The organism is Pseudarthrobacter sp. RHLT3-21, assembly GCF_059383495.1.
Genome location: NZ_JBWZCI010000001.1, coordinates 440,549 through 459,285 on the forward strand (window position 1 = coordinate 440,549; position 18,737 = coordinate 459,285).

Consider the following 18,737-nt stretch of genomic DNA (forward strand, 5'->3'; position numbering starts at 1 on the left):
GCCTGAGCACGGACCGGCAGCCCAGTCAGCCGTAAGGGGCTGAAGCCTTGGCTAGGCCTGTGCGCCGGCGATGAAGCTGACGGCGTCGCCCACGGTCTTGAGGTTCTTGACCTCTTCGTCCGGGATACGCACGCCGAACTTCTCTTCGGCGTTGACCACGATGGTCATCATGGAGATGGAGTCGATGTCCAGGTCCTCGGTGAAGGACTTGTCCAGTTCCACAGCCTCGGGGGCAAGGCCGGTTTCTTCGTTGACGATTTCAGCCAAGCCGGCCAGGATCTCTTCGTTGCTAGCCATTGATGGCTCCTTTTCTTGTTATTGCCGGCAGGGGGTGCCGGAAACGGTGCAGTCCGCGGATGCGGCCTGTGTGGGGCGTTCCTAAGGAAGGACGATTACCTGGGCGCCGAAGACCAGCCCGGCGCCGAAGCCGATCTGGAGTGCGAGGCCGCCGCTGAGCCCAGGGTTTTCCTGGAGCAGGCGGTGGGTGGCCAAGGGGATGGAGGCTGCCGAGGTGTTCCCGGCGTCGGTGATGTCCCGGGCCACGGTAACGGATTCGGGAAGCTTGAGTTTCTTGACCATTTCGTCGATGATCCGCATGTTGGCCTGGTGGGGAATAAACGCGACAAGGTCTTCAGCCTGGACGCCTGCGACGTCCATTGCTTGCTGTGCCATCTTCGCCATTTCCCAGACCGCCCAGCGGAAGACCGTCTGGCCGTCCTGGCGCAGGGTGGGGTAGAGCTCCTGCGCCTCTTCGAGCAGGGCAAAGTCGCCCGATTCGTCGGACTGGCGGGCGGCCATGCTGAGGTCGCGTACATCCAGGATGGAACGCGTCATGCCGATGGCGTCCCACTTGCTGCCGTCCGAACCCCACACCGACGGTCCGATGCCGGGAGTGTCCGAAGGGCCGATGACAACAGCGCCCGCACCGTCGCCCAACAGGAAGGAAATGGTGCGTTCCCGGTTATCGATGACGTCGGAAAGCTTTTCCGCGCCAACCACCAGCACGTAGGTGGCGGTACCGGCACGGACCAAGGCATCTGCCTGGGCGATGCCGTAGCAGTACCCGGCGCAGGCGGCCGAAATGTCGAAGGCTGGCGCCGGCGTCGCGCCGATCCGGTCAGCCAGGGCGGCAGCGGCCGACGGCGTGGCGTACGGGTGGGTGACGGTGGAAACGATGACGGCGCCCAGTTGGGAGGCTTCGATGCCTGCTTTCTGCAGGGCCTCCCGGGCGGCGCCCTCTGCCATGTCGATGACGCTGACGTCGGCGGCGGCCCGGTGACGGGTCACGATGCCGGTCCGCTGGCGGATCCATTCGTCCGAGGAATCAATCCACTGGCAGACGTCGTCGTTGGTGACGATAACGTCAGGCCGGAATGCCCCGAGGCCGAGGATGCGGCTGTATTCGTTTACGGGAACCTGTTTCAGCGTGGGAACGCTCATGCATTTCCCTCCAATTCTGCGAAGAGTGCCAGTGCGGCCGTGAGGTCGTCCGGGGTTTTGACTGCAACGGTCTTGACGCCGGGCATGCCGCGCTTGGCGAGCCCGGCCAGGGTTCCGGCCGGGGCCAGCTCAATGACACCGGTGACGCCACGCTGCACAAGAGTTTCCATGCAGAGATCCCAGCGGACCGGCCGGGAGACCTGCGCGATGAGGCTCTCGACGGCGGCGTCGCCGTCGGTCACTTCCCGGCCGTCAAAGTTGGAGAGCAGCGGCACCTGCGGCTTCTGCGGCTTAAGGCCCGGCTTCAGCGCCTCGAGGGCGCTCACGGCGGAGGACATGTGCGAGGTGTGGAACGCTCCGGCCACCTTCAGCGGGATGACGCGCGCCTTGGCCGGCGGGTTGTCCGCCAGGGCCTTGAGCTGTTCGAAGGTTCCGGCCGCCACGGTCTGGCCCGCTCCGTTGACATTGGCCGGCGTCGCGCCGGAAGCCTCGATGGCAGCCAGGACCTCTGCAGGGTCGCCGCCCACGACGGCACTCATTCCGGTGGGCGTCACGGCAGCGGCGGCGGCCATGCTGTTGGCGCGTTCACGGACGAACGTCATGGCTTCCTGCTCGGTGAGCACACCGGCGAGGGCCGAGGCGGTGATTTCGCCCACGGAATGTCCGGCAAGGATCACAGGAAGGGTGCCGAGTTCGACGTCGAACAGGGACTTTGCGGCGACCAGCCCGGCGGCAACAATCAGGGGCTGCGCAACGGCGGTGTCCTTGATGGTTTCTTCGTCCGAAGTGGTCCCGTGGGCTGTCAGGTCGATGCCTGCGATCTCACTGAGGGAGGCCAGATGGCCTGCTGCCGAAGGCAGTTCCAGCCAGGGGGCCAGGAAACCCGGGGTCTGTGAGCCCTGTCCAGGGCAGACTATTGCAAGCACGTATCCAGCTTTCCAAATTTCGGGGTCATCCAGCGGTGTATTTCTGCACCAAGCTCAAGGGGTCAGATTGTAGGAAGTCTACAACGACTCAGGGCTGATTCCGCGCCGGATGACGTTCGGTCGGCGCTTTTGGCGGTGCCGAAAGCCGCCCGACTACCAGCGCCGCCTGCAGCACAAACGCCTCCCGGGGGAGGAGCGGATCCCAGCCGGTGACGTCGCAGACGCGCTTAAGCCGGTACCTGACAGTGTTGGCGTGGACAAACAATTCGCGGGCAGTGGCCTCCAGGGAATGGCCCAGCTCCAGGTAGGTGCCCAGGGTCTCCACCAGCCCGTTGGAGGCAGCGACAAGCGGACGGTAAATGTTCTTCACCAGGGAACGGCGCGCCGCTTCGTCACCGGAGATGACGCGTTCCGGCAACAGGTCATCGGCGGCCACGGGCCGGGGAGCGGCGGGCCAGGCCCTCGCGGCGGTCAGGCCGGCAAAGGCCGACTGTGCTGATCCGCTGGCCTCCAGCAGGGAACCGGCTTCCGGGCCGTAGACCACGGGTCCCGGGGCGAACATTTCGCTGAGCTTCAGGTACGCCGTCTCGCGGTCCTGGACGCCGCCAAGGATCAGGATCAGCCTGTCGCCCTGGATGCCCACCAACGCGTCCTCGGCATAGCGGCCTGCCAGGCGGCGCAGTTCGCTGACATAGCTGGCGCTGGGTTCTGACGGCGAATTGCCCACCATCACAGTGAACCGTTCCTGGGCCTTCCAGCCCAACGCGGCGATCCTGGAGCGCAACGCGTCGGTGTTTTCGCCGCGCAGGATGGCGTCCACGATCAGCGCTTCCAGGCGTGTGTCCCAGGACCCGCGGGATTCGGCTGCCCTCGCATACACGTCTGCGGCGGCGAAAGCCACTTCCCGCGAGTACCGTAGTACGGCTTCGCGGAGCGAGGTCTGGTCCGCTTCGGGTGCGATGACGGGCACCTGGTCCTCCACCACCTCAACCACGATCCGGATGAGCTGAAGCGCCTTCTGGAGGCTGATGGAGCGCGTCAGCTCCGTGGGGGCCGTCCCAAAGACGTCGGAGAGGATCCACGACGGCGAGCTGGGCCGCTCGTACCAGGTGACAAACGCTGCGATGCCGTTTTGCGCCACCATGCCCAGCGCCGAGCGCTCATCGGAGCTGAGCCGGGAATACCACGGCAGCGATTTCTCCAGCTGGCGAAGGGTGGTGGTGGAGAGCTGGCCCACGCTTGCCCGGAGCTTTTTCAGGGTTTCGGATTTCTCCGGTGTCATGCTGCGCGAGGACGGCTTGCGCTTCACGGGCGGGGTGGTTGGCTCTGGCATCCTTCGAGCATACGGTGCCTGCCCGGCAAGCTCCATTTGTGCAAAGGCTACAACGGTGTTGGACCTGCATCACAGGCGGTCTCCTGTCCAGAAACGCAAGCGAACGACGACGGCGACCCTCGCCTTTCGGTGAGGGTCGCCGTCGTCGTTCATTTCCGCTGTCAGCAGGAGTTGATCAGGACTCGCCTCCGGCGCCGCCGGTGGTCCCGGCGTTGACGTTGTGCAGCCGGTACTTCTCGATGGCCTGGGCCGGGGTCTGGGCATCAACTTCGCCGCGGCGCGCCAGCAGTTCCAGGGAACGGACCACGATGGAGTGGGTGTCGTTCTTGAAGAAGCGGCGGGCAGCTGCGCGAGTGTCCGAGAAGCCGAAGCCATCCGCTCCGAGGGTGGCGAACTCGTTCGGCACAAACTGGCGGATCTGATCCGGGACGGCCTTCATGTAGTCCGAGACTGCCACGACGGGGCCGGTTGCACCCGCGAGCTGCTGGGTCACAAACGGAACACGGGCGGGCTTGCCCGGGTTCAGGAACGCCTCTTCCTCCGCGGCCATGCCGTCGCGGCGCAGTTCGGTCCAGGACGTGACGGACCAGACGTCGGCGGAGACGCCCCAGTCCTCCGCGAGGATGCGCTGGGCTTCGATGGCCCAGGGGACCGAGACGCCGGAGGCCAGGATCTGGGTCCGTGGACCGTCGATCTTCGCCGGAGCCAGGAGGTAGATGCCCTTGAGGACACCTTCAACGTCGAGCTCCTCGGGTTCCGCGGGCTGGAAGATCGGCTCGTTGTAGACCGTGATGTAGTACATGAGGTTCCGGTCAGCGGAATCGGGCCCGTACATGCGCTCGATGCCGTCCCGGATGATGTGGCCCATCTCGTACCCGTAGGCAGGGTCGTAGGTGACCACTGCCGGGTTCGTGGAGGCCAGCAGCGGCGAGTGGCCGTCGGCGTGCTGGAGGCCTTCGCCGGTCAGGGTGGTCCGGCCGGCGGTGGCGCCGATGATGAAGCCGCGGGCCATCTGGTCCCCGGCGGCCCAGAAGGCGTCGCCGGTGCGCTGGAAGCCGAACATGGAGTAGAACACGTACACCGGGATCAGCGGTACACCGTGGGTGGCGTAGGAAGTTCCGGCAGCGGTGAAAGCCGCGACGGCGCCTGCCTCATTGATGCCGGGGTGGATCAGCTGGCCCTGGGCCGATTCCTTGTACGCGAGGACCAGGTCCCGGTCCACGGACAGGTAGTTCTGGCCCTTGGGGTTGTAGATCTTCGCCGTGGGGAAGAACGCGTCCATGCCGAACGTGCGGGCCTCATCGGGGACGATCGGCGCGATGTGCTTGCCGAAGTTCTTGTCCCGCATGAGGTCCTTGAGGAGCCGGACAAACGCCATGGTGGTGGCGGCCTGCTGCTTGCCGGACCCGCGCTTGGCGACCTCGTACGTTTTTGCTTCGGGGAGGGCGAGCTTCTGGTGCTTGGAGCGGCGCTCAGGAACAGAACCGCCCAGCTGGGCCCGGCGTTCCATCATGTACTGGATCTCCGGCGCATCGGTGCCCGGGTGGTAGTACGGAGGCCGGTACGGGTCCTTCTCCAGCTGCTCGTCGGTGACCGGGATCCGCAGGTGGTCGCGGAACTTCTTCAGGTCGTCCAGGGTGAGCTTTTTCATCTGGTGGGTCGCGTTGCGGCCCTCGAAGTGGGGTCCGAGTCCGTAGCCCTTGACCGTTTTGGCCAGGATCACGGTGGGCTTGCCCTTGAATTCGGTGGCTGCCTTATAGGCGGCGTGGACCTTGTTGTAGTCGTGGCCGCCGCGTTTGAGGTTCCAGATCTCGTCATCGGAGAGGTCCGCGACCATGTCCTTGGTCTGCGGGGTCTTGCCGAAGAAGTGCTCGCGGACGAATCCGCCGGACTCTGCCTTGTAGGTCTGGTAGTCGCCGTCCGGGGTCTCGTTCATGATCTTCACGAGCGAGCCGTCGGAGTCCTTGGAGAGCAGGTCATCCCACTCCCGGCCCCAGACGACCTTGATGACGTTCCAGCCCGCGCCGCGGAAGAACGCTTCGAGTTCCTGCATGATCTTGCCATTGCCACGGACGGGACCGTCCAGGCGCTGGAGGTTGCAGTTGATCACGAAGTTCAGGTTGTCGAGGTTCTCGTTCGCGGCGAGCTGGAGCAGGCCGCGGGACTCGGGCTCGTCCATTTCGCCGTCGCCCAGAAACGCCCAGACCTGCTGGTCCGAGGTGTCCTTCAGGCCGCGGTTGTGCAGGTACCGGTTGGACTGGGCCTGGTAGATCGCGTTCATCGGGCCGATGCCCATGGACACCGTGGGGAATTCCCAGAAGTCCGGCATCAGGCGCGGGTGCGGGTAGGAGGAGAGCGCGTGGCCTTCCTTGGACTTTTCCTGCCGGAATCCGTCCAGGTCCTCCTCGGACAGCCGGCCTTCCATGAACGCGCGGGCGTACATGCCGGGGGAGGCGTGGCCCTGGAAGAAGACCTGGTCACCGCCGCCGGGGTGGTCCTTGCCGCGGAAGAAGTGGTTGAAGCCGACTTCATACAGGGTGGCTGCGCCGGCGTAGGTGGAGATGTGTCCGCCCACGCCGATGTTGGCCCGCTGCGCCCGGTGCACCATGATGGCGGCGTTCCAGCGCATGTACGCCCGGTACCGGCGCTCGAACTCCTCGTTGCCGGGGAACGGAGCTTCCTGGTCCACCGGGATGGTGTTCACGTAGTCCGTAGTGGTCACCATCGGCACGCCCACGCTCTGGGCGCCGGCGCGCTGGAGCAGGCTCCGCATGATGTATTGGGCACGTTCCGTGCCCTGTTCCTGAATCAGCGTATCCAGGGACTCCAGCCATTCGGCGGTCTCTTCCGGATCACGATCGGGCAGCTGGTTTGTCAACCCGCTGAGGATATGGGAGGTATCTTCTCCTGCAGCCACGTCCAACCTCTCTTTGCGCGCATGCATCGGCGCCCACATACCGGGCAGGGTGACTGTCCGGCATGAATGCGACGTGTGCGACGTATCGGTTACAACAGCCCGGTCATGTGCGCCGGGCAGGGTCCTATCACGCCTATGTCTGCCATTGAGTTCCAGGCGGTCGCCCCGCAGGCATAGTTGTCACCAGTCACTCTAGCTGTGACTCCAGCGCGATGCGTAGCCGCGTCCATGGCGTCCCGGTTGTATTTCGCCGTCATACTGGTTGTGTGACGAAAGCCGCTGCAACGCAGGCTGACGGTGCCGGATGTGACGCAGAATATGGCGGATCGCGGTGGTGGCAGCTTGAAGCGCAGGCACAAAGGGTGTTGGCTGGGAGTAATGGAAATCACTATGCGCACTGCATGTATTAGGCATTGGAGGAACACGTGAGCGAGGCCGACGCCGCCACTTCGGTAAATGTGGCGGAAAAATTGGGTTTCAAAAACGGGGATCTGATTCAGGAGTTCGGTTACGACGACGACGTCGATTTCGACTTACGTGATGATATTGAGGACCTGACAGGGTCCGAGCTCCTGGACGAGGACGACCACGACGTTGTTGACGCCGTCATTTTTTGGTGGCGGGACGGCGACGGGGATCTGGTCGATACCCTCATGGATTCCCTGACTACCCTGAGTGAAAACGGGGTTGTCTGGGTGTTGACGCCAAAGTCCGGGCGCACCGGGTATGTGTCGCCGGCGGAAATCCAGGAAGCGGCGCCCACTGCGGGCCTGCACCTCACCACCTCAGCAGGTGTGTCGAAGGACTGGAGCGCCACCCGTCTGGTCAGCAGGAAGAACAAGTGACGGCAGCTCTTGCCGTAGCCGGGCAGACTGTTCCGGCGGTGGGGGAGCTTGCCCCGGACTTTGAGCTGGTGAACCAGTTCGGAGAACCAGTCCGGTTGTCCTCTTTCCGCGGTCAGAACGTTGTGCTGGTGTTTTATCCGTTTGCATTTTCGGGTGTCTGCACCGGCGAGCTCTGCGAGATCCGGGACAACCTGGCCGCGTTCGAGGATGCCGGGGCCACCGTCCTGGCAGTGTCCGTGGACAGCAAGTTCAGCCTGCGGGCCTATGCCGAGAAGGAAGGCTACGGCTTTGATCTCCTGGCCGACTTCTGGCCGCACGGCGCTGTCGCTACCGCGTACGGTGTCTTCGACCCGGAGAGCGGTATGGCTGGGCGCGGGACGTTCATCATCGATGCAGCCGGAACAATCCGCTACGTTGTGGTGAATCCGCGTGGGCAGGCCCGCGAGCTCGCCGAGTACCAGGATGCTCTGGCAGGTCTGGAACAGGCCTGACGCCGGCATGGACCAGCAGCGGCACGGTATCGGCCTGACGGGCTTCGCCAGCCTGCCGGCCGCTGACCCCGCTGCTCTGTCCAGTGCGGACCTTCAAGGGCTGGAACGGGTCCGGGAGTTGTTGTCCGGCAAGCGGCTGGCGCTGCTGACCGGCGCAGGTCTGAGTACCGACTCGGGCATTCCGGATTACCGTGGGCCGGGCGCCGTTCCACGTTCGCCCATGACTTACCAGGAGTTTGTGCGCGACGCCGCCAACCGCCAGCGCTATTGGGCGCGGAATCACATCGGCTGGTCCCACTTGCGGCACGCAGATCCAAACGCTGGGCACCGTGCGGCGGCAGAACTGGAGCGGCGGGGACTTCTTACCGGGCTGATCACGCAGAACGTGGACCGGCTGCATGAAGACGCTGGCAGCCGGAATGTCATTGACCTCCACGGCCGTTATGACCGGGTGGTGTGCCTGGATTGCAAACGCACCTACACACGCCACCTGCTGGCCGGGGTGCTCGAGGAACTGAATCCCGGCTTCCTGGCGCGCGCCACCGCGTCCGGCTTGGTGGAAGTGGCGCCCGACGCCGACGCCACTGTTGAGGACACAGCGCTGATCAGCGGTTTTGTGGTTGCTGCCTGCCCCGCTTGTGGCGGAATGCTCAAGCCTGACTTTGTCTACTTCGGCGAGAATGTGCCCAGGGAGCGCGTGGAAGACGCCTACGCGATGGTGGACAGCGCCGCTGCTTTGCTTGTTGCGGGATCATCGCTGACTGTGATGAGCGGACTGCGCTTCGTCCGGTACGCGGCGAAGGACCGCAAGCCTGTAGTGATCATCAACAGGGGCGATACCCGGGGCGACCAGTACGCCGCCATCAAGCTCCACGCAGGCGTCAGCGAGGCAATGACCTGGCTCGCCGTCGAACTCCCCGTTCTTTGATCCGTGCGGGGCCGAGTGTGTCGATTGGCTTTTCGTCCCGCCCGTCAGGTAGAGTTTATGTTCGTTGGTTGACGCGCTGAGGTGCGAAAAGCTGGCAGTATGGGTCTTTAGCTCAGCTGGTAGAGCGCCACGTTTACACCGTGGATGTCATCGGTTCGATCCCGGTAGGACCCACCACCACACCCCGTTGTTCCTGGCCCCAGCGGCTGGGACGGCGGGGTTTTTGTTGCCCTGCGCGGTTCAGGGCGTAGGGTCGGCAGCACACTTAAGGTCGCCAGCTTCAAACGCAGGCTGGCGGATCAGAAATGGCGCCATATTGTCGGTGGCAGTCCCTAGTGTTCCCGCTATGGAATATGTGGTGGTGAAGACGTCCAGGGACGGCAGCCCGACGGCGGTAGTCAGCAACGGCAGGGAATGGGCAGTCGGTGCCGACTCGGTGAGATGGTTTGAACGTGTGAGCTGGTGGGAGGCGCAGCGCCGTATGCCCAAAGGGCTTGGCCGCGTGGATGTTGAGGTGTTGCAGGTCCAGGTGCGGCTGGGCGGCAATCCGCACTCCGCACTGACCACCATGATGCTGGAGCGCGACGGCCTTGGTGGCGGCTGGAAGCTGCGGGAATCCGCGGCGGATGTTGCCTGAACCCGGCGGCAGATGCCAAGACGACATTTAGGCATTGGAAAACCCTCCACCGCGACTATTGGGGGATGCCGCGGTGGAGGGTCTGAAATGAATATACCGTGAACTTCCTGAAACAAACAAATGCCACGCGAACGGGGTTGCGTGGCGCGGCGGAACGCGCCTTGCCTCGGGCCCTGAATCGCCGCTAAGCCATTATGATGTTTAGTGTTCAGCAGAATGAACGCATCTACGCGAAGCGCCCCGGCGTGCCGATCGAAGGAGAATCATGGCCGATTCCCGCACCCCCCGCTCCTCTGAGGGTTTGGGGAGCACATCGCCCGCGCCGGCGGTCACGCGTGCCGCCGCCGTTATGGACGCGCTGGCAGCCTCTGCTACCGGAAGGCTGACACTGAGCGACCTGGCCCGCGAGCTGGGAATCCCCAAGTCGTCCACCTCCAACCTGTTGCTGGCGTTGGAAGAAGCCAGGCTGATCAGCCGCCAGGGCGCCGAATTCACGCTGGGCCGCAAGCTCGTGGAACTCGGTGCCGCATATCTCAGCCGGCTCGACGAGGTGCAGGAGTTCTACAAGTTCTGCGAGCAGGCGCCCACCCTTTCCGGGGAGACAGTACGCATCGCCATGCTGGACGGAATCAACGTGATCTATCTGGCCCGCTACGAGGGGCATCCGGCGGTCCGCCTGACGTCCAACATCGGCGACAAGATGCCAGTGTCACTGTGTGCCGTGGGCAAAGCCCTGATTGCCCGCCTTCATGACCACGACATCGAGGCAATGTTTTCCGATGATGCCGAGCTTCCGGTGCTGACCCCCAAGTCCCTCCGCAGCGGGGCCGAGTTGAAGGCCCAGCTGACCACCATCCGTGAACTGGGCTATGCGTTCGAAGATGAGGAATCCACTACGGGAGTAGTCTGCCTGGCCGTCTCGGTCCCGACGCGCGGCGCCCATGGCCCGAGCCTTGGTTTGTCAGTCACGGCACTGAAGGCCACATACTCCGAGGAACAGGGTTCCCGGATGGTCAAGGAACTGAACGAACTGGCGCGGTCCTTGGGCAACCCTATGGGCTGAGTGCCGCGCCCGGGCGGCGCTATTTACGTTCATAACCCCGGTTGTGAACAAAATATCCGCCGACCACTTGCTACGTGTTCAACTTGCTGTACTCTGTTCAATATAGTGATCGACGCCACGGGGTGTCCTCGCTATCCCACCAGGCCAACGGGGGCCTGGAGTGTTTTTGAGGGAGTTCTTGTGACAACTCGTACTAAATCACCGCAGACCGACGTGGACGGCGCCGCCGTCGATCCGGAGCAGCTGCGAAGGGCAACTCTTGCCAGTTCAGTAGGGTCCGCACTGGAGTACTACGACTTCTACATCTACGGCCTCGCCTCGGCCTTGATCTTTGGACCGCTCTTCTTCTCACCGCTGGGGGAAAGCGGCGCGGTGATCGCGTCGTTCGCCACCTACGGTGTGGGCTTCGCGGCCCGGCCGTTCGGCGGCGTCGTCTTCGGCTACATCGGCGACCGGTTCGGACGGAAGATGGTCCTGATCCTGACCATCGGCCTGATGGGCATGGCCAGCTTCGCCATCGGGCTGCTGCCCACCTTTGAACAGGCCGGAATGGTCGGCGCGGTGCTCCTGGTGGCCCTTCGAATCCTCCAGGGCCTGGGCGCCGGTGCCGAGCAGGCAGGCGCCACCACCCTGATTTCAGAAGTGGCCCCGCGCCGCCGTCGTGGTTTCTTTGCCGCACTGCCGTTCGTCGGCATCCAGCTGGGCACCCTGCTCGGCGCAGGCACCTTCGCACTGATGGCACTGGCCGACAAGGAAGTGCTGCAGGGCTGGCTGTGGCGCGTTCCGTTCCTGGCGAGTGTCATCCTGATTGTCATCGCGGTCTTCATCCGGCTCCGGCTTAAGGAAACGCCGGTCTTCCAGGAACTGGAAAAACACAAGGCCGTGGTCAAGAACCCCGTGGTGCAGATCTGGAAGCACTCAAAGAAGAACGTGCTCATCGGCATCGGCCTGCGCATGGGTGAAAACGGAAACTCCTCCATTTACTCCGCCCTCCTGGTGTCCTTCATCAGCATGCCCGCCGGAATCTTCGCCGGCGACAAGTTCATCGGCCCCGCCGGCCTCCTCATCGCCGCCGGATTCGCAGCGGTCATGGTGGTCACCTTCGGCGCCCTGTCCGACCGCTTCGGCCGCGTTCCGGTGTACCGCTACGGCGCCCTCTTCCAGGCTGTCATCGCCCTGCCGGCCTTCTATCTGGTCACGCTTGGCAATGTCACCCTCGTCTGGGTGGTCATGGTGGTGGGCATTTCGCTCGGGGTGCAGTCCATGCTGGGTCCGCAGTGTGCCATGCTCCCGGAACTCTTCGGCTCCCAGCACCGGTTCACCGGCGTAGCGCTGAGCCGTGAACTCTCCGCCGTCCTGGCCGGCGGATTCGCACCCATGATCGGTGTAGCGCTGCTGGCTGCGACCGGCCACTCCTGGCTCGTTCCCGCCATCTACTCACTGGTCCTGGCGCTGATCTCCTTCGGCACCACCTTCTTCACCCCGGAAACCAACGGCCGGGACCTGCTCCTGGTGGAGGATGCCAGCTAGGCACTCCACTCACGCAATAGGCGGCCTCCCCTGGATGGGGAGGCCGCCTTCCTGCGTTAATGCCCACGCCAGATGCGCGTTCCCGGTGCCACCCGGCTGGTTGTTCCCCGGCTGGACGTCGAGATAGCCGCCGACACAACCGCCGACACGACGCTGACACAAAAGAGCCCCTGCTGCGGATTCCTGTTTCCAGGATCCACGGCAGGGGCTCTGTGCTGCGGGCCGGGGGGCTGTCCGTTAGTAGAAGTGGACCGGGTCCACGAGATGGGGGAGGTCGCCGCCGTTGAGGAACGTGCGCAGGTTGCTGCAGAAGCGCTCCGCGATGAGGCGGTTCTCCGCTGCGCTGAGCGCCGAGGTGTGCGGCGACACCATGACCTTGGGGTGGTTCCACAGCGGGCTGTCCGCAGGGAGGGGTTCCACGGCGAAGACGTCGAGGCAGGCGTAGGAGACCTGGCCGTTGTCCAGGGCCTCCAGCAGGGCGTCCTCGTCCACCACGTTGCCGCGGCCGACGTTCACAAACACCGTTCCCGGATTCATCGCGGCAAACACCTCACGGTTGAACAGCCTTTCCGTGTACGGCGTCCCCGGCAGGGTATTGACGACGGCGTCCGCCGAGGCGAGCAGCCCGGGCAGTCCGTCGTTGCCGGCAACCTGCTCGATTCCTTCGATCGGCTCAACGTTCCGCTTGGTGCCGCTGACCGTCATGCCCAGGGCGCGGGCGATCCGGGCCGTCTCCAGGCCGATTTCGCCCAGGCCGGTCACCACCAGCGTGGAACCGCTGACCAGACGGGTGGGGGTCCGAAGCTCGGGCCACACCTTGGCGGCCTGGTCCTGGGCCAGCTCGGCACTTCGCTTGAAGCCGTTGAGGATCCCCAGGGCCGCGAATTCTGCCAGCGGCAGGGCGTGGACGCCGGCGGAAGTAGTCACCTTGAATTTGAGGAGGGTTTCCTGGTCCAGTCCGGATGCCTTAACGGCACCGCCGGCGCCGGCGGCCATCGCATGGACCCACTGGAGCCGCGGATTCTCGCGCGCAATGCGTGCCAGGCCCGCGGGACTTTCATTGGGCAGGCCGTACAGCACCTGCGCCTGGTTGAGCATGGCCCAGTACTGCTCCTCCTGCGCGGGAGTGCGTTTGAAGTCCGGATCCCCGGAGTGGTCGGCCGGAAAACGCTCGGGCGGAAGCAGGTCTGGCTCATAGAGGACAGTTACGGAGGGGTCTACGGCGCGGATGCGCTCCACCAGCTCTGCTTCGAGCGGGACGGCGATCGCGACGGTGGTTAGAGTCGTCATAGTGTTCATCATACTGAATAGCGGCTAGGATATTGGACAGATTTCCCTTCATTAACCACACAACGATGTGAGTCGAGGCCTATATATGGAAGACAGAACAGCGGGCTTTGTAGGCCTGGGGCTGATGGGGCTGCCCATGGCGGCGAATCTTATCCGCGACGGCTGGACAGTCACGGCCTGGAACAGATCCGAGGGACCCCTGCAGGAGTTCCTGGCGCAGGGTGGCCACTCCGCGCCGGACGTTGCATCCCTGCGGGACCTGCCAATCATCGCGTTTATGCTCCCGGACCTGTCCTTCATCGAGCAGGCCTCGGCGGGGCTGCTGGCGAGCTGGGAAGAAACTCCGCCGCAGGCCGGCACTGCCGTGGTGGTCATGAGCTCCGTCTCAGCGGAGAAGGTCCAGGACTTCGGACGCTGGGTCCAGGAGGCAAGCCACGGCCGCGCCACCGTGGTGGACGCCCCGGTCAGCGGCGGAACCAAGGGCGCGACCGACGGGACCCTGGCCATCATGGCCGGCGGCACCGCGGACGATTTCCGGCGGCTTGGGCCCTTCTTCAACGCGATGGGGACCACCGTCAGGCACATGGGCCCATCGGGCGCGGGGTCGCTCGCCAAGGCCTGCAACCAGCTCATTGTAGGAACCACGACGGCGGCGCTCGCCGAGGCGGCCGAGCTCGCCGAGCGCTCCGGGATGGATCCGGCAGCGCTTTTCGACGTCCTGGCCGGCGGCCTTGCGGGCAGCCGTGTGCTGGAGAACGTGGGACCGCGTCTGGTCCGGAAGGACTACACACCAACAGGCCCGGCGAAATTCATGCACAAGGACCTGTCCTTTGTGCTCGCATCAGCCCGGGCGGCCGGCGCTGCCGTGCCGATGGCGACTGCCGGCGTCGAGCTTTACGCCGAACTCAAGCGCCAGGGCCTTGGCGATCAGGACCTTGCCGTGGTCCGCCAGGCCATTTCGAACCTGAGCGACAACACCAATATCGCGGAACCTGCGGATGCCGTAACGAAAGGGACAGCTGCACCATGAGTGGACTTTTTGATCTGACGGGGCGGGTTGCCTTGGTGACGGGTTCGAGCCGGGGGATTGGTAATGCGTTGGCGCGGGCTTTGGCTGAGGCCGGGGCGACGGTGGTGTTGAACGGGATCAATGCGGAGCGGTTGAAGGCTGCGGAGGTGGCGATGGCTGCTGACTTCGCGCCGGGGCGGGTGCACAGTGTCGCGTTTGATGTCACGAGTGATGCCGAGGCTGCGCGGGGTATTTCGTGGGTGGAGGAGCATGTGGGGCCGTTGCAGATCCTGGTGAATAACGCCGGGATCCAGCACCGGGTGCCGATGCTGGAGCTGGATGTGGCTGATTGGGAGCGGGTGATCAGGACGGATCTGACGAGCGCGTTCCTGGTGGGGCGGGAGGCGGCACGGCACATGATCCCGCGGGGCAAGGGCAAGATCATCAATATCTGTTCGGTGCAGACGGACCTGGCCCGGCCCGCGATCGCCCCGTATGTTGCGGCGAAGGGCGGGCTGCGGAACCTGACCCGGGCGATGACGGCGGAGTGGGCGGGGTCCGGGCTGCAGATCAACGGGATCGCCCCGGGCTACATCCATACCGAGATGACCCAGAACCTGGTCGATGACGGGCAGTTCAATGCCTGGATCCTGGGCCGGACCCCGGCGCACCGGTGGGGCACGGTCCAGGACCTGGCCGGCCCGGCGGTGTGGCTGGCCTCGGACGGGTCGGACTTTGTGAACGGGCAGACGATCTTTATCGACGGCGGCATGACGGTGGTGGTCTGATGGGCACGAACACAACACTGCCCGGGGCGGCTGTCACCGGGTCTGTCCTGCCCGCTGCTGCCCTGCCCAGTTCTGCCTTGCCGGTTTCGGGTGCGGCGGTGGTGGCGTATGCGGCGGGGGACCTGCGGATCGAGGAGGTCCCGCTGGCGGGACCTGCCGCGGGTGAGGCCGTGGTCGAGGTTTCGTATGGCGGGATCTGCGGGTCGGACCTGCATTACTGGCTGCACGGCGCGGCGGGGGAATCGATCTTGAAGGCGCCGATGGTGCTGGGGCATGAGATTTCCGGGACCGTGGTCCGGGCCGCGGCGGACGGGACCGGCCCGGTAGTGGGGACCCCGGTCGCGGTCCACCCCGCCACCCCGGGCCCGGGTGCGGGGGATGTGCGGTATCCGGCGGACCGGCCCAACCTGTCCCCGGGCTGCACCTATTTGGGCAGCGCGGCACGGTTCCCGCACACCGACGGCGCGTTCGCCCGCTACGTGAACCTGCCTGCCCGGATGCTCCGGGAGCTCCCGGCCGGCCTGGACCTGCGGACCGCGGCCCTGATCGAGCCGGCCGCCGTGGCCTGGCACGCCGTCGCAAGGGCGGGGGACGTGGCGGGCAAGAGTGTCCTGGTGATCGGTTGCGGCCCGATCGGTGCGCTGGCCGTCGCGGTCCTTAAACGTGCCGGGGCGGCCCGGATCACCGCCGTCGACGTCCATGCCAAACCGTTGGAGATCGCCGCCGCCGTCGGCGCGGACGCGGTCCTGCAGGCCGGCGACGCGGACGCGATCGCCGCGGTGCAGGCCGATGTGGTCATTGAATCCTCGGGCAGCCACCACGGCCTGGCCTCAGCGATCCAGGGTGCGGCCCGCGGCGGGACCGTGGTCATGGTCGGGCTGCTGCCCACCGGACCCCAGCCGGTCCTGATCTCCCTGGCCATCACCCGGGAACTGGACCTGCGCGGATCCTTCCGCTTCAACAACGAGATCGACGACGTCATCACCGCCCTCGCCGACGGCACCCTGCACATCAGCCCCGTCATCACCCACGAATACCCCCTCAGCCAAGGACTCGAGGCCTTCGAAACAGCCAGGAACTCCGCCGAATCAGGAAAAGTACTCCTCAACTTCCAACCCGAGTAGCGCCGTTGCGGACGGGCTGGTTCCGGGCGCGGTCAGTTCCGGCGGACCGGGATAAACACCCGGGGCTGGTCCGTCCAGGTTCCGGACAGCCGGGAGGTGGTGCGGCGCATGATCTGTTCGGACGCGTCCCGGGCCGTGGCGGCGTCCCCGGCTGCGACCGCTTCTGCCAGGTCGACGTGCCACTGGAGCGCCCCCTCATGGGGGTGGTCCGGCATCAGTCCGTGGACCGTGCGCCCAGTCAGCGTCTCCGCCACCTGCCCCATCAGGTTGGCGAACATTTCGTTGCCCGACCCGGAGAGCAGGACCGAGTGAAAAGCGATGTCCAGCTCGAGGAACTTCTGCGCGTCCCCGGAGTGGCCGGCGTCGCGCAGGGCATGGGCAATGTCCACCAGTTCCCGCCGCAGCTGCGCCGGTGCATTGTTCGCTGCCAGTTCGGCAGCGGCGGGCTCGACGGCGGAACGCAGTTCGACCAGTGACCGCAGCTGGGCGCCGCGGGCGTCGCTGGACAGCCGCCAGCGGATGACCTGGGAATCGAAGGGGTTCCAGCGGCTCGGCGGCAGCACGCGGATGCCCACCCGCTTGGTGGTTTCCACCAGGCCCAGGGACTGGAGGACCCGCACGGCCTCGCGGACCACGGACCGTGAAACCTTCAGCTCTTCCTCAAGGTGCTCGGCCAGCATGATGTGTCCGGTGGGCAGCTCGCCCGTGATGATCCGGGTGCCAAGGTTCTCAATGGCACGGTGGTGCAGGCTGGTCGACATGGACTCAAGCCTAAACTGGGATTGACTGGCCCCGTTCCACAAAGTGGGCACCGCTTCCCTCAATCCGATTGAATATATATGCTTTATTAGGATCGATCGGTTCGTGACAGCGTGCTTCGCAGCGAACGCGGAGCCATCTGCACATCCATTTGCACAACGAAATTGGAGTTTTGATGTCTGCACACATCGGTGTCACCGGCCTTGCGGTGATGGGCGCCAACCTGGCCCGCAACCTGGCCCGCAACGGCTTCACCGTTGCCCTGCACAACAGGTCCGTCGAAAAGACTGACGCGCTGCTCGCTAAGCACGGCACGGACGGCGACTTCGTCCGCACCGAAACGCTGCAGGAGCTGGTTGACTCCCTGGAGAAGCCCCGCCGCGTCCTGATCATGGTCAAGGCCGGCAAGCCGGTTGACTCGGTCATCGAGCAGCTTGAACCCCTGCTGGAAGCCGGCGACATCATCATCGACGCCGGAAACTCACACTACGAGGACACGCGCCGCCGCGAAGCCGCACTGGCGAAGAAGGACCTTCACTTTGTCGGCATCGGCGTCTCCGGTGGTGAAGAAGGTGCCCTGAACGGCCCGTCCATCATGCCCGGTGGTTCCAAGGAGTCCTACGACGCCCTCGGTCCGCTGCTCGAAAAGATCGCCGCCCACGTCGACGGCAAGCCCTGCTGCGCCTGGATCGGCACCGACGGCGCCGGCCACTTCGTCAAGATGGTCCACAACGGCATCGAATACGCCGACATGCAGGTCATCGGCGAAGCCTTCGACCTCCTCCGCTCCGGCGCCGGCATCGAGCCCGCCGACCAGGCCAAGATCTTCGAAGAGTGGAACAAGGGCGAGCTCGCCTCCTTCCTCATCGAAATCTCCGCCGAGGTCCTGGGTCACGTTGACACCCGCACCGGCAAGCCGTTTGTTGACGTTGTGGTGGATGCCGCAGGCCAGAAGGGCACCGGACGCTGGACGGTCATCTCCGCGCTGGAGCTTGGTTCCCCGACGTCGGGCATCGCCGAGTCCGTTTTCGCCCGCGCCCTCTCATCGCAGGCCGAGCAGCGCAAGATCGCCCAGGAACTGCTCGCCGGTGAGGAAATCGCCGTCGACGTTCCGGACACCTTTGTTGAGGACGTCCGCCAGGCGCTGTACGCCTCCAAGCTGGTTTCCTACGCCCAGGGCCTGGACATGCTGACCTCCGCTGCCAAGGAATACGGCTGGGACCTCAAGCTGGACGAGATCGCTTCGCTGTGGCGCGGCGGCTGCATCATCCGTGCAGAACTGCTCAAGGAAATCACCAAGGCCTACGCCGCCGAAGACAAGCCGGCCAACCTGCTGTTCGCCCCGGCGTTCACCAAGGCCATCGCCGATGTCCTGCCGGCATGGCGCCGCGTGGTCTCCACCGCCGTCCAGCTCGGCATCCCCGTGCCGGTCTTCTCCTCTTCACTGGCCTACTACGACGGCCTGCGCCGTAAGCGCCTGCCGGCCGCAGTGATCCAGGGCCAGCGCGACCTCTTCGGCGCGCACACCTACGGCCGTGTCGACGCCGAGGGCACGTTCCACACCCTCTGGGGCGAGGACAAGTCCGAAATCGAAGCAGTGGACACGCACTAATCACCACGCTCTGATTGCATCAAGCTGAAAACCCTGCGGCCGGCA

The 18,737-nt window shown here is 65.0% G+C and carries 17 protein-coding genes and 1 tRNA gene; 11 read left to right on the plus strand and 7 right to left on the minus strand.

The genetic code is table 11. The features are described 5' to 3' along the window. Nucleotides 1-51: 51 nt before the first annotated feature. The 5 genes from AC50YA_RS02080 to aceE all read right to left on the minus strand — a co-directional run bounded on the left by AC50YA_RS02080 (nucleotide 52) and on the right by aceE (nucleotide 6,643). Nucleotides 52-297: an acyl carrier protein gene (locus tag AC50YA_RS02080; protein WP_009359314.1), complete on the minus strand. Its 246-nt coding sequence runs from the start codon at nucleotides 295-297 to the stop codon at nucleotides 52-54. Between the two features lie 81 nt (nucleotides 298-378). After that, the gene (locus AC50YA_RS02085) at nucleotides 379-1,440 is read right to left on the minus strand and encodes a beta-ketoacyl-ACP synthase III (protein WP_494980716.1); all 1,062 of its coding nucleotides are present in this window, start codon (nucleotides 1,438-1,440) and stop codon (nucleotides 379-381) included. Next, the gene (locus AC50YA_RS02090; protein ID WP_494980717.1) at nucleotides 1,437-2,366 is read right to left on the minus strand and encodes an ACP S-malonyltransferase; all 930 of its coding nucleotides are present in this window, start codon (nucleotides 2,364-2,366) and stop codon (nucleotides 1,437-1,439) included. Before AC50YA_RS02090 ends, AC50YA_RS02085 begins: the two co-directional genes overlap by 4 nt. 88 nt (nucleotides 2,367-2,454) lie before the next feature. Beyond that, a complete protein-coding gene (locus AC50YA_RS02095) occupies nucleotides 2,455-3,699 on the minus strand; it encodes a PucR family transcriptional regulator (protein ID WP_494980718.1) in 1,245 nt (414 codons plus the stop codon). 175 nt (nucleotides 3,700-3,874) lie between these two features. Then, nucleotides 3,875-6,643: a pyruvate dehydrogenase (acetyl-transferring), homodimeric type gene (gene aceE, locus AC50YA_RS02100; RefSeq protein ID WP_494980719.1), complete on the minus strand. Its 2,769-nt coding sequence runs from the start codon at nucleotides 6,641-6,643 to the stop codon at nucleotides 3,875-3,877. Between the two features lie 398 nt (nucleotides 6,644-7,041). Between aceE and AC50YA_RS02105 the strand changes: the two genes are divergently transcribed. The 7 genes from AC50YA_RS02105 to AC50YA_RS02135 all read left to right on the plus strand — a co-directional run bounded on the left by AC50YA_RS02105 (nucleotide 7,042) and on the right by AC50YA_RS02135 (nucleotide 12,110). Beyond that, nucleotides 7,042-7,461, plus strand: a complete 420-nt coding sequence (locus AC50YA_RS02105; RefSeq protein ID WP_111909742.1) for a DUF3052 domain-containing protein — start codon at nucleotides 7,042-7,044, stop codon at nucleotides 7,459-7,461. Further along, the gene (locus AC50YA_RS02110) at nucleotides 7,458-7,952 is read left to right on the plus strand and encodes a peroxiredoxin (protein WP_494980720.1); all 495 of its coding nucleotides are present in this window, start codon (nucleotides 7,458-7,460) and stop codon (nucleotides 7,950-7,952) included. Before AC50YA_RS02105 ends, AC50YA_RS02110 begins: the two co-directional genes overlap by 4 nt. 7 nt (nucleotides 7,953-7,959) lie before the next feature. Further along, entirely contained in the window at nucleotides 7,960-8,880 is a 921-nt protein-coding gene (locus AC50YA_RS02115) for an NAD-dependent protein deacetylase (RefSeq protein ID WP_494980837.1), read from the plus strand. Nucleotides 8,881-8,981: 101 nt separating this feature from the next. Continuing rightward, a tRNA-Val gene (locus AC50YA_RS02120) sits at nucleotides 8,982-9,057 on the plus strand. 169 nt (nucleotides 9,058-9,226) lie between these two features. Next, on the plus strand, nucleotides 9,227-9,517 hold the full coding sequence (locus AC50YA_RS02125) for a hypothetical protein (RefSeq protein ID WP_494980721.1): 291 nt from the start codon (nucleotides 9,227-9,229) through the stop codon (nucleotides 9,515-9,517). Nucleotides 9,518-9,782: 265 nt separating this feature from the next. Then, on the plus strand, nucleotides 9,783-10,580 hold the full coding sequence (locus tag AC50YA_RS02130) for an IclR family transcriptional regulator (protein WP_494980722.1): 798 nt from the start codon (nucleotides 9,783-9,785) through the stop codon (nucleotides 10,578-10,580). Between the two features lie 180 nt (nucleotides 10,581-10,760). Next, a complete protein-coding gene (locus tag AC50YA_RS02135; RefSeq protein WP_494980723.1) occupies nucleotides 10,761-12,110 on the plus strand; it encodes an MFS transporter in 1,350 nt (449 codons plus the stop codon). 237 nt (nucleotides 12,111-12,347) lie between these two features. On the opposite strand, the gene AC50YA_RS02140 is transcribed toward AC50YA_RS02135, so the two are convergent. Further along, a complete protein-coding gene (locus AC50YA_RS02140) occupies nucleotides 12,348-13,412 on the minus strand; it encodes a D-2-hydroxyacid dehydrogenase (protein ID WP_494980724.1) in 1,065 nt (354 codons plus the stop codon). 73 nt (nucleotides 13,413-13,485) lie between these two features. Between AC50YA_RS02140 and AC50YA_RS02145 the strand changes: the two genes are divergently transcribed. From AC50YA_RS02145 to AC50YA_RS02155, 3 genes are read left to right on the plus strand one after another with little or no spacing between them, the layout of a single operon-like run. Next, nucleotides 13,486-14,430, plus strand: coding sequence for an NAD(P)-dependent oxidoreductase (locus AC50YA_RS02145; RefSeq protein WP_494980725.1), 945 nt, complete (start codon nucleotides 13,486-13,488; stop codon nucleotides 14,428-14,430). Then, nucleotides 14,427-15,197 (plus strand): SDR family oxidoreductase, encoded by a 771-nt coding sequence (locus AC50YA_RS02150; RefSeq protein WP_494980726.1) that lies wholly within the window; start codon nucleotides 14,427-14,429, stop codon nucleotides 15,195-15,197. Before AC50YA_RS02145 ends, AC50YA_RS02150 begins: the two co-directional genes overlap by 4 nt. Beyond that, entirely contained in the window at nucleotides 15,197-16,321 is a 1,125-nt protein-coding gene (locus AC50YA_RS02155) for an L-idonate 5-dehydrogenase (protein ID WP_494980727.1), read from the plus strand. The genes AC50YA_RS02150 and AC50YA_RS02155 overlap by 1 nt, the downstream gene beginning before the upstream one ends. A gap of 32 nt (nucleotides 16,322-16,353) precedes the next feature. Here AC50YA_RS02155 and AC50YA_RS02160 read toward each other — a convergent pair whose 3' ends face one another. Next, the gene (locus tag AC50YA_RS02160; protein WP_494980728.1) at nucleotides 16,354-17,082 is read right to left on the minus strand and encodes a FadR/GntR family transcriptional regulator; all 729 of its coding nucleotides are present in this window, start codon (nucleotides 17,080-17,082) and stop codon (nucleotides 16,354-16,356) included. Between the two features lie 173 nt (nucleotides 17,083-17,255). On the opposite strand from AC50YA_RS02160, the gene gnd reads away from it, so the two are divergent. Next, nucleotides 17,256-18,692: an NADP-dependent phosphogluconate dehydrogenase gene (gnd, locus tag AC50YA_RS02165; RefSeq protein WP_494980729.1), complete on the plus strand. Its 1,437-nt coding sequence runs from the start codon at nucleotides 17,256-17,258 to the stop codon at nucleotides 18,690-18,692. Nucleotides 18,693-18,737 lie beyond the last annotated feature (45 nt).

Coding starts and splice junctions, on each gene's coding strand:
- AC50YA_RS02130 (WP_494980722.1), top strand. CDS start 9,783: ATGGCCGATTCCCGCACCCCCCGCTCCTCTGAGGGTTTGGGGAGCACA.
- AC50YA_RS02145 (WP_494980725.1), top strand. CDS start 13,486: ATGGAAGACAGAACAGCGGGCTTTGTAGGCCTGGGGCTGATGGGGCTG.
- AC50YA_RS02095 (WP_494980718.1), bottom strand. CDS start 3,699: ATGCCAGAGCCAACCACCCCGCCCGTGAAGCGCAAGCCGTCCTCGCGC.
- AC50YA_RS02125 (WP_494980721.1), top strand. CDS start 9,227: ATGGAATATGTGGTGGTGAAGACGTCCAGGGACGGCAGCCCGACGGCG.
- AC50YA_RS02160 (WP_494980728.1), bottom strand. CDS start 17,082: ATGTCGACCAGCCTGCACCACCGTGCCATTGAGAACCTTGGCACCCGG.
- AC50YA_RS02115 (WP_494980837.1), top strand. CDS start 7,960: ATGGACCAGCAGCGGCACGGTATCGGCCTGACGGGCTTCGCCAGCCTG.
- AC50YA_RS02080 (WP_009359314.1), bottom strand. CDS start 297: ATGGCTAGCAACGAAGAGATCCTGGCCGGCTTGGCTGAAATCGTCAAC.
- gnd (WP_494980729.1), top strand. CDS start 17,256: ATGTCTGCACACATCGGTGTCACCGGCCTTGCGGTGATGGGCGCCAAC.
- AC50YA_RS02140 (WP_494980724.1), bottom strand. CDS start 13,412: ATGATGAACACTATGACGACTCTAACCACCGTCGCGATCGCCGTCCCG.
- AC50YA_RS02150 (WP_494980726.1), top strand. CDS start 14,427: ATGAGTGGACTTTTTGATCTGACGGGGCGGGTTGCCTTGGTGACGGGT.
- AC50YA_RS02085 (WP_494980716.1), bottom strand. CDS start 1,440: ATGAGCGTTCCCACGCTGAAACAGGTTCCCGTAAACGAATACAGCCGC.
- AC50YA_RS02155 (WP_494980727.1), top strand. CDS start 15,197: ATGGGCACGAACACAACACTGCCCGGGGCGGCTGTCACCGGGTCTGTC.
- aceE (WP_494980719.1), bottom strand. CDS start 6,643: ATGCATGCGCGCAAAGAGAGGTTGGACGTGGCTGCAGGAGAAGATACC.